The following is a 7,028-nucleotide window of genomic DNA, read 5'->3' on the forward strand; positions in this document are numbered from 1 at the left end:
CGTTGGCGCCAACCACCACACGGCTGCCGAAATCGAGCGCGCTTCCAACCTTGGCAGCGCCATAGCCCGCCGTCTGCGACACCATCACATCACCGGTGGCGGAACGGATGGATCCGATCGGGTTTGCCGAACCTTGATAGGGTGTCGCGCAGCTGCACGAAGCATCCTGGGCAAACGATGAAGCTGAACCAAACCCGATTGACACGACAAATACGGCAAGCGCAGTTTTAACCACAAGGCTCATCAGTCTTCGATCCCTTCTTGCTGCACCACTTCAGACGCACCCAGTCAAAGGCATTGCATCAGCGCGTACCAGTTTTTGGCCACAATTCCAACCTGTTTCGCGCGCGCGAGGCGATTTAAGCTGACGCGTGTCTGTCCAAGCACAGTACTTTAGCCAGATCGCATTAATAGTTTTCGACTACCTGTCACAGGTTTCTTACCATCGGGCAAAAATTTGAGCTCTCCTTTCCGCGGTGACTGGCTCGATAAGCTTTGACCAAGCTGAGCGCGCCAAACCTTTCGCCAGCCACCTAATATATTGAATTATCGATACATTTTTCGGTAGATACTCCTTGATGGCAGCCGCGCGATTTCGACCATTGGTCGTGCTGACAGCATGTAATTCGAGATCGGCTCGATACCAATCGCGGCCAACGGGGTAGGTGGCCGGCTCGGCTACCCATTTCTCATCTATCGGCCATAGAGATCTGGCTCCATGCCCCCACCTCGATCAAGAACCGGCATACCCAATAAAGGACCCATAAATACCCAAATGCGGGCGCCGGCCAGCTTGAGAACAAGACCCACTCACTTCGCCGCAAGAGCCTCCGGTCTGTACTGGCGACCTGCTCAGCAAGGTTTGTACGTTGCGCCGGCCTGAACCGGCTGGCCGCAGAGAATTCCGCCCTGCGTAAGTATGGTGGCCAAATCTTCCCCCTCAGCCGTCAGGCACTGCACAACAAGGGTATCGCCAACCCTGGAAGCGATCTTGCCGTCGCAAGGTGTTCCGGAACCGACAGGTTTGCAGGCCAGGACGAGCCCCTGGTAGTCTCGGCGCGCCGCTTCCGTCACCAGGAGGCGCATGGCCTGAGGCCTGGAAAACGCCGCCCCGCACAGCAGGATCTTGCGACCGCCGACACGCAGATCATCGACCGATGGAATGGAGAGCTTGCCTTCAAACGGCTTGAGCTCGGCTACCGGCTTCGCGGGGGACGGGCCGCCCCTCTGCATCACGATGATGCCCAGAAAGCCAACACCAAACAAAACAGCCACGACGGCAAGCAACGCTATGTTCCTGACTGACAAAACCATCCTCCATCCGACCGGTGGGCCCGGTCCGCTCATTTCGTCGCAAGGGCGCTCAGTCTTTCTATCTGCTGCATGTACTTCTCGATGACGATCGTTTCCGAAAACTGCCGCTCGACCTTGTTTCTGCTCTGGGCCCCCATCCTGTCCCTGGACGAGTCGTCCAGCCGCGCAAACTCGACCATCTTGCTCGCAAGGTCATCAGAGTCCCTCACCTTGCATAGGAAGCCATTGACCGCGTGGTCCACCACTTCCCTGCATCCTGGCACGTCGGTTGCGATCAGCGGCTTGCCCATCGCAGCCGCCTCGAGCAGCGAGCGCGGCGTTCCCTCCCTGTAGGAGGGCAACACGACACAATCGGCGCCACGCATGAAAGGCCGCACATCGTCGGTGGAGCCGAGATATTCGACCAATCCCTCGCCAACCCATTTTTCCACGTGTTCGCGGCTGACCGCAGTCCGGTTTTCGACATCAAGAAAGCCGAGTAGCTGGAAACGCACTCCGGGCACCTCACGGCAAACCCGACGGGCCGCCGTGATGAACTCGCCGACACCCTTGTCCCAGAGAAGCCGGGCCACGAGAAGAAAGATGATGGCGCCAGACCCGGTGCGCGCTTCGGGCGAAGGGGCAAAACGCGCGAGGTCGATGCCGGAGCCAGGCAAAAGCGCGGTTCGATCCTTGCGAACCAGGCGTTCGTCGACGAACAGCATCCGGTCATCGTCATTCTGGAAGAAAACCATTTTGGAACGGGCCAATGCCACCCGGTACAAAGCCTTGGCAATCCTGAGCAGCAGACCACCGCGAACGAACGCTGTCCCCAATCCCGAAATGTTGTTGATGACGGGAATGCCGTTCAGATTGGCCGCGATGGAGCCGAACACATTGGGCTTGATCGTGAAGCCGACAAACACCAGCGGTCTCTCGCGCCGCAAGAGACGCCAGTAGCGCCACAGAAGGACCAAATCCCGCGACGGTGACGTGCCGGAATTGTCCATGTCGAGTTCGACATAGCGGCAGCCCATGGCCGCAATCAGCGGAGAATACTCGTCTCTCGGCGCGACGACGACCACGTCATAGCCGCGGCTCCGCAGCGCCTCGATCAGTCCCTTGCGAAAATTGACGACATTCCAGGATGTGTTTATCGAGACGACTATCTTGTTGCGAGCAACGGCCGTCATCGCTGCCCACCCGGATATGACGACGGCGCTCTCAACAGCATATCCGCAAACCGATCCGGCGATCTTTCCGACAAGGTCTTTCCGTACAAGGCCGACCGATCACCGCCTTGAATGATCTTCAGCAGTGCTTCCGCAATTTCCGACGCGCCAAAGCCGGCTGAAATCTCCAGGCCCGACAGCATGTCCAGATCTCCCGCACAGGGGGTGGTGACGATGCCGGGAATCCGGCAAGCCATCATTTCCAGAAGGACGTTGGGAAATCCCTCCGTCGCCGACGTGAGCATGCCGGCACGCGCTGCGCGAAACAGCGGAAACGGGTTGTCTCTCTGGCCGAGCAGATTTAGTCGCGAGGCCAGATCAAGCTTGCCGGCGCGGGCTCTCAACTCCGCTTCCATGGGGCCAGAGCCAACCATGGTCAGCTCATAATCCTCGCCGGTCCTTCGTCTGACTTCGGCCAGCACATCAACCGCGATCGTCGGACGCTTCACATCAATCAGCCGGCCGCACCAGACTATCTGCGGACGGCGGGAAAGTATCTCGGCGTCGTGCCCGGACAATGCTTCCATGGACATTTTGACGATGAGATCTTCGTCGACCGGGTTGGGCAAAGTACACAGCTTGGCGATTGCTCGCCGGGGCAATACGTCACGCAGGCGTTCATTCATATAGCTCGTTTGCGCGACTATCATGTCCTGGCTGCCATAGGCAGCATAGAGCGCCTTGTAAGCGAGCGCGCGAGGACCCTTGAAGCGATCCAGAAGTACCGTGGACTCGCGGGCGACCAGCCTATGGCTGCGGAGAAGTCCAACGCTTCGGGCGGCAGCCAGAAACGAGTTTACCCGTGCGTGGCTCGAGAACACCAAATCGTACCGACGCCGGATCAGCCGCGGGGCGAGCAAAAACTCGCTCATGGCCTTGCCGCCGCCAAAGCCGTAGCTGCACCGAATTCCGTCCTGGTGTGATCCAGCGGCCCCGCCCGCCGCCTGGCTACTCAAGAAGCCGCTTTCGACGTTCCAGTCGGGTCGCCTCGCGAGTGCGCGCGCAACAAGTTTCAGGACGGTTTCGGCACCGCCTCTTCTGTCGAGCGGAATGGCGATCAGCGCGAGCTTCCTTTTCATGGCCGCGGGAACTCACTGTTTTCGCCGAAAGACATAGGCGTAGGTTTCAGCGGCATCCTTGCGGAGGAACAGGGCGGAAACGCCTAACCAGATGCGCCAGGCAAGAAAGGCCGGCACGAAAAAATAGAAGTAGGAGCTTGTCAAGAAGAGACGGCGCTCGATAAGTTCCAGGTCGGTCCGGTTTGCGAATGTGTCGAAGTAACTGGGCAAGCACTTGTCGTAGAAGGCCGGAAACCCGTCATGACCCATGCCCTTTTCAGGATAGATCGCAAAAAGCAGCCGTCGCTTCATCCCCTCCGGCAGGACCCGATTCAATCTGGCAAAAACGGCGTTGCGCGAGGGCGAGAAAATGGCAACCATGCCTCCCGGTTTCACGCAACTGGCAATGCCGCGCAGGGCGCCCTCGCCATCACGGACGTGCTCGAGCGTTGCCTGGCAAATGACGACGTCGGCATCGCCCCTCCCCCTAAACGAGGTAAGGTCCGCTTCAATCTCCTCGTCGTATATTCCGCGTGGCGCTTTCGACAACTCTTCCGCGTCGAGGTCGAGCCCAACGACAAAAAGCCCCAGGCGCCGCTTCTCCGAAAGACTGACGAACGGCCTGGCACCCCCGCCAAGATCGTAAACCCGTGCGTTTGAGGTAAGTAAGGGAGGTGCTATCTCCGTCGCAAAGGTCCGGTTGCCGTCGATGCGAAGGCGCCGCGGCAGAGCACTGTCCAGGAACTCGGAAATGGCCACATTCGTGCGAACAAACTTTCGCCATATCGACACTGCTTCACCACCGGTTTCGTTTGGCGATCTGCGCCCACTCGGATTTGACATCCGCGCTATATCCTGTGGAAGACGTAGAGCCGCGTATGATGCGAAAATGGGCCGAGCAACCGGTCCACAGCAGCACGCAAGCCTCTCAGGATTCCATTCTTGCTGTCGTACCAGGCCTGCATCGGCTTGGAGAAAAATGTCTCGTCCTTCAGCCCCTTGAAGCCTCCCCTCGGCTGTGATTCCAGAAGCTTGAAGCCGTGCTGTTCGAAACTGGAAACAATCGAAGACGGCTCAAGAACGAACTGGTAAAATCCGGCCTGTTCACCTGGAAACCTGGGATAGAGACCCATTCTGATCTTCAGCCGTCGGAGAGGAGAAATGCTCGGCACTGTCACGAAGGCAACTCCTCCTGACCGGATGATGCGCTTCATCTCCAATGCGATCTCATCGTAACCGTCGAAGAAGTGCTCGATCACCCCCAGAGACCACACCCCATCGAAGAATTCGTCCGCGAAGCCCGTTGCTCGAACATCCCCCACGGTCACTTGCAAATGGGGCGCGGCACGATTCACCATCCCCACGGTCTTCTGCGCGAAGTCGATCCCGTAGGCGGAAAAGCCTGCCTGGTCGAGGCCATGGACCGTATTGGCCAAGCCACATCCAGCGTCCAGGATCTTGGCCGATCCGGTCAGGTATCGCTTGGTGGTTTCAACGACAAAGCGATCCGGCCTCAAGACAATCCCTTCGGCCCAGTGAGAATCCCAATAGTCGTCATCAGCCACCGTGCCGACATGGACGATGCGCCTGTTTTTCTCGTCGTAGAATGCTTTCTTCTCATTCATTTCTGGCATCCGGACCGACCATCAAAACGGTGCGCTGTTTCGCACCAGGCCCTTGATCTGCAATCACATTCCTCAATGCGAAAAAGGAACAGCCAGCGGCAACGACATATCCGAACAAAAATGCCATTTCACTGCCAAGAGGCACCCGCCACCAAAGGCCCAATGCCGCCAGACAACAGCAAGCCAACGCCCCTATCGCGTAGGAATAGGTCAACGTCATCGCTTTGCTCGACCGAAGCGCAAACGGATCGATGATCACTTTTTTCGTCCTGTTGACCAGAACAGCACAAGAAACGATCCCGAACACCACAGGATCAAAAGACTTCCCCAGCCATCCGGATGCATGGCCCGAGAAAAACAGGCCAACTATTCCGGCCGCGGCCACGGTCGCAAAAATGAGTGCGATGGCCGCTCCCTCGAACAGTCCGCGCCGAAACTGCCTGACGTTTCCATTTGCGGCACTGAGAAACGCCCTTGGCACAAATACGAAGCTGGCCGCATTCATGAAGAAGCCGACGGACCGTTGTGAAAGATCGACGCAAAACGAGAAGACACCGAGATGGGTCTCGGAGCCAAGCAACAAAACAATGTATCGAATGCCGACAAACACGCCGCTCTCGGCCAGATTGCTCAACACAAATCCCCAGCCTGTGACCAGAGACCCGGCAAGATAGGAAAAGCCAGGCCGTCTCAGATTCATAGGTCCCAGGAAGGCAAATGAAATCAGCGCTCCGACGAAATAGCTGAGCGAAAAGGCTGCAAGAGCCGAGCCTACTTTCGCATCGCCGACAAGCAGGATTATGGCTCCTGCCTGGTATGCGACGGCCTGGCAAATCGCCGACCAACCGTACGCCCACAAACGCAGTTGTGACCTCAAAATCTCTTGAAGTGCGGTGTGCAAGCCGAAAGAAACGATGATGGTCGCGGCAACGGCATTGCCAAATCCCAGCCACGTCAGTGCCAGTCCAGCCAGGACGACAAACAACGCCACAACTGCGAGCACGGTCAAAATGGACGATACGTACTCTCTACCCATTCCCGCGGCATGCATTTTTGCGGAAATCGGCATTATCGAATAGGTCGCGACTCCAAAAACAAGTGTCGAAATAAATGAAACTGTCGCAATCGTCGTGCTGAAAATACCGTACTGTCCAGTCTCCAGATGGCTGCCGATGTACAGCAACGTCGCTATGTTCAGAAGACCAGGAACAATTCGTATTACGATGGCTTCCACCAACTTCCACAAGCTGGCTTCTTTCATGAAGTCACCCGCACGAATGACCTCTTGAGCAAGAACGGGAAACTCAAGACACCAAAGCTCAAACAGGCAAGAACCGCCTTGCCCAGGAACCGAACCGACCGATATCGTCCTAGCCAGAACGCCTTGATGTAGTTCAAGTTCAGCAACAACATCGGGTATGCATTTTGTCGCTGAAGAAGCCGAATCCTTGCCGTCATCCCCTCCGGCAAATATCGTTTTCGTCCAATCTCGACATTGACACAGATAACGTCGTATTCGATCGCCAATCTGGACCAGAGAAGAGATGTTGGAACGCGGCGGAACCGCCCCGCTGGGGGCACGGCAACCCGTTTAAGCAAAGGAGTTTTGATGACCTCCTTCTTGTCGCCGACCACCCGTTCGTCGGCCCGCATCTTTATCAGGTTTGTCCGTTCCGACGGAAACGGCTCTGCTGCGGTCTCTGGGTGGCCAAGAGCCATCGAGAACACAAAACCCGCAATCTTCTGATCGACACCTCTCTGCGAGAGGTGCTCACAGACCTCCGGCAAGCGATCGGTGAAGAGATCGTCGTCATCATCGA

Annotated in this window: 7 protein-coding genes and 1 pseudogene; all 8 read right to left on the reverse strand. The window is 57.3% G+C overall.

Annotated elements, in window-relative coordinates:
- Positions 1–244: pseudogene (locus tag EN893_RS12485) on the reverse strand (hypothetical protein); the annotation flags it as partial.
- Between the two features lie 608 nt (positions 245–852).
- The gene (locus tag EN893_RS12490; RefSeq protein WP_127269562.1) at positions 853–1,287 is read right to left on the reverse strand and encodes a hypothetical protein; all 435 of its coding nucleotides are present in this window, start codon (positions 1,285–1,287) and stop codon (positions 853–855) included.
- Between the two features lie 56 nt (positions 1,288–1,343).
- Positions 1,344–2,486 carry a glycosyltransferase family 4 protein gene (locus EN893_RS12495; protein WP_127269563.1) on the reverse strand — a complete coding sequence of 381 codons (1,143 nt, stop codon included), beginning with the start codon at positions 2,484–2,486 and terminating at the stop codon, positions 1,344–1,346.
- On the reverse strand, positions 2,483–3,604 hold the full coding sequence (locus EN893_RS12500) for a glycosyltransferase (protein WP_128361559.1): 1,122 nt from the start codon (positions 3,602–3,604) through the stop codon (positions 2,483–2,485). Before EN893_RS12500 ends, EN893_RS12495 begins: the two co-directional genes overlap by 4 nt.
- Before the next feature lie 12 nt (positions 3,605–3,616).
- Positions 3,617–4,426 carry a methyltransferase domain-containing protein gene (locus EN893_RS12505; RefSeq protein WP_128361560.1) on the reverse strand — a complete coding sequence of 270 codons (810 nt, stop codon included), beginning with the start codon at positions 4,424–4,426 and terminating at the stop codon, positions 3,617–3,619.
- Positions 4,427–4,431: 5 nt separating this feature from the next.
- Positions 4,432–5,208: a class I SAM-dependent methyltransferase gene (locus tag EN893_RS12510; protein WP_164748853.1), complete on the reverse strand. Its 777-nt coding sequence runs from the start codon at positions 5,206–5,208 to the stop codon at positions 4,432–4,434.
- Entirely contained in the window at positions 5,201–6,469 is a 1,269-nt protein-coding gene (locus EN893_RS12515) for a hypothetical protein (RefSeq protein ID WP_127268857.1), read from the reverse strand. Before EN893_RS12515 ends, EN893_RS12510 begins: the two co-directional genes overlap by 8 nt.
- On the reverse strand, positions 6,466–7,028 hold a 563-nt coding region (locus EN893_RS38045; RefSeq protein ID WP_206640106.1), incomplete at its 5' end, for a hypothetical protein. The genes EN893_RS38045 and EN893_RS12515, both read right to left, overlap by 4 nt.

The sequence above is a fragment of the Mesorhizobium sp. M7A.F.Ca.CA.004.04.2.1 genome (assembly GCF_004022825.1).
GTDB lineage: Bacteria > Pseudomonadota > Alphaproteobacteria > Rhizobiales > Rhizobiaceae > Mesorhizobium.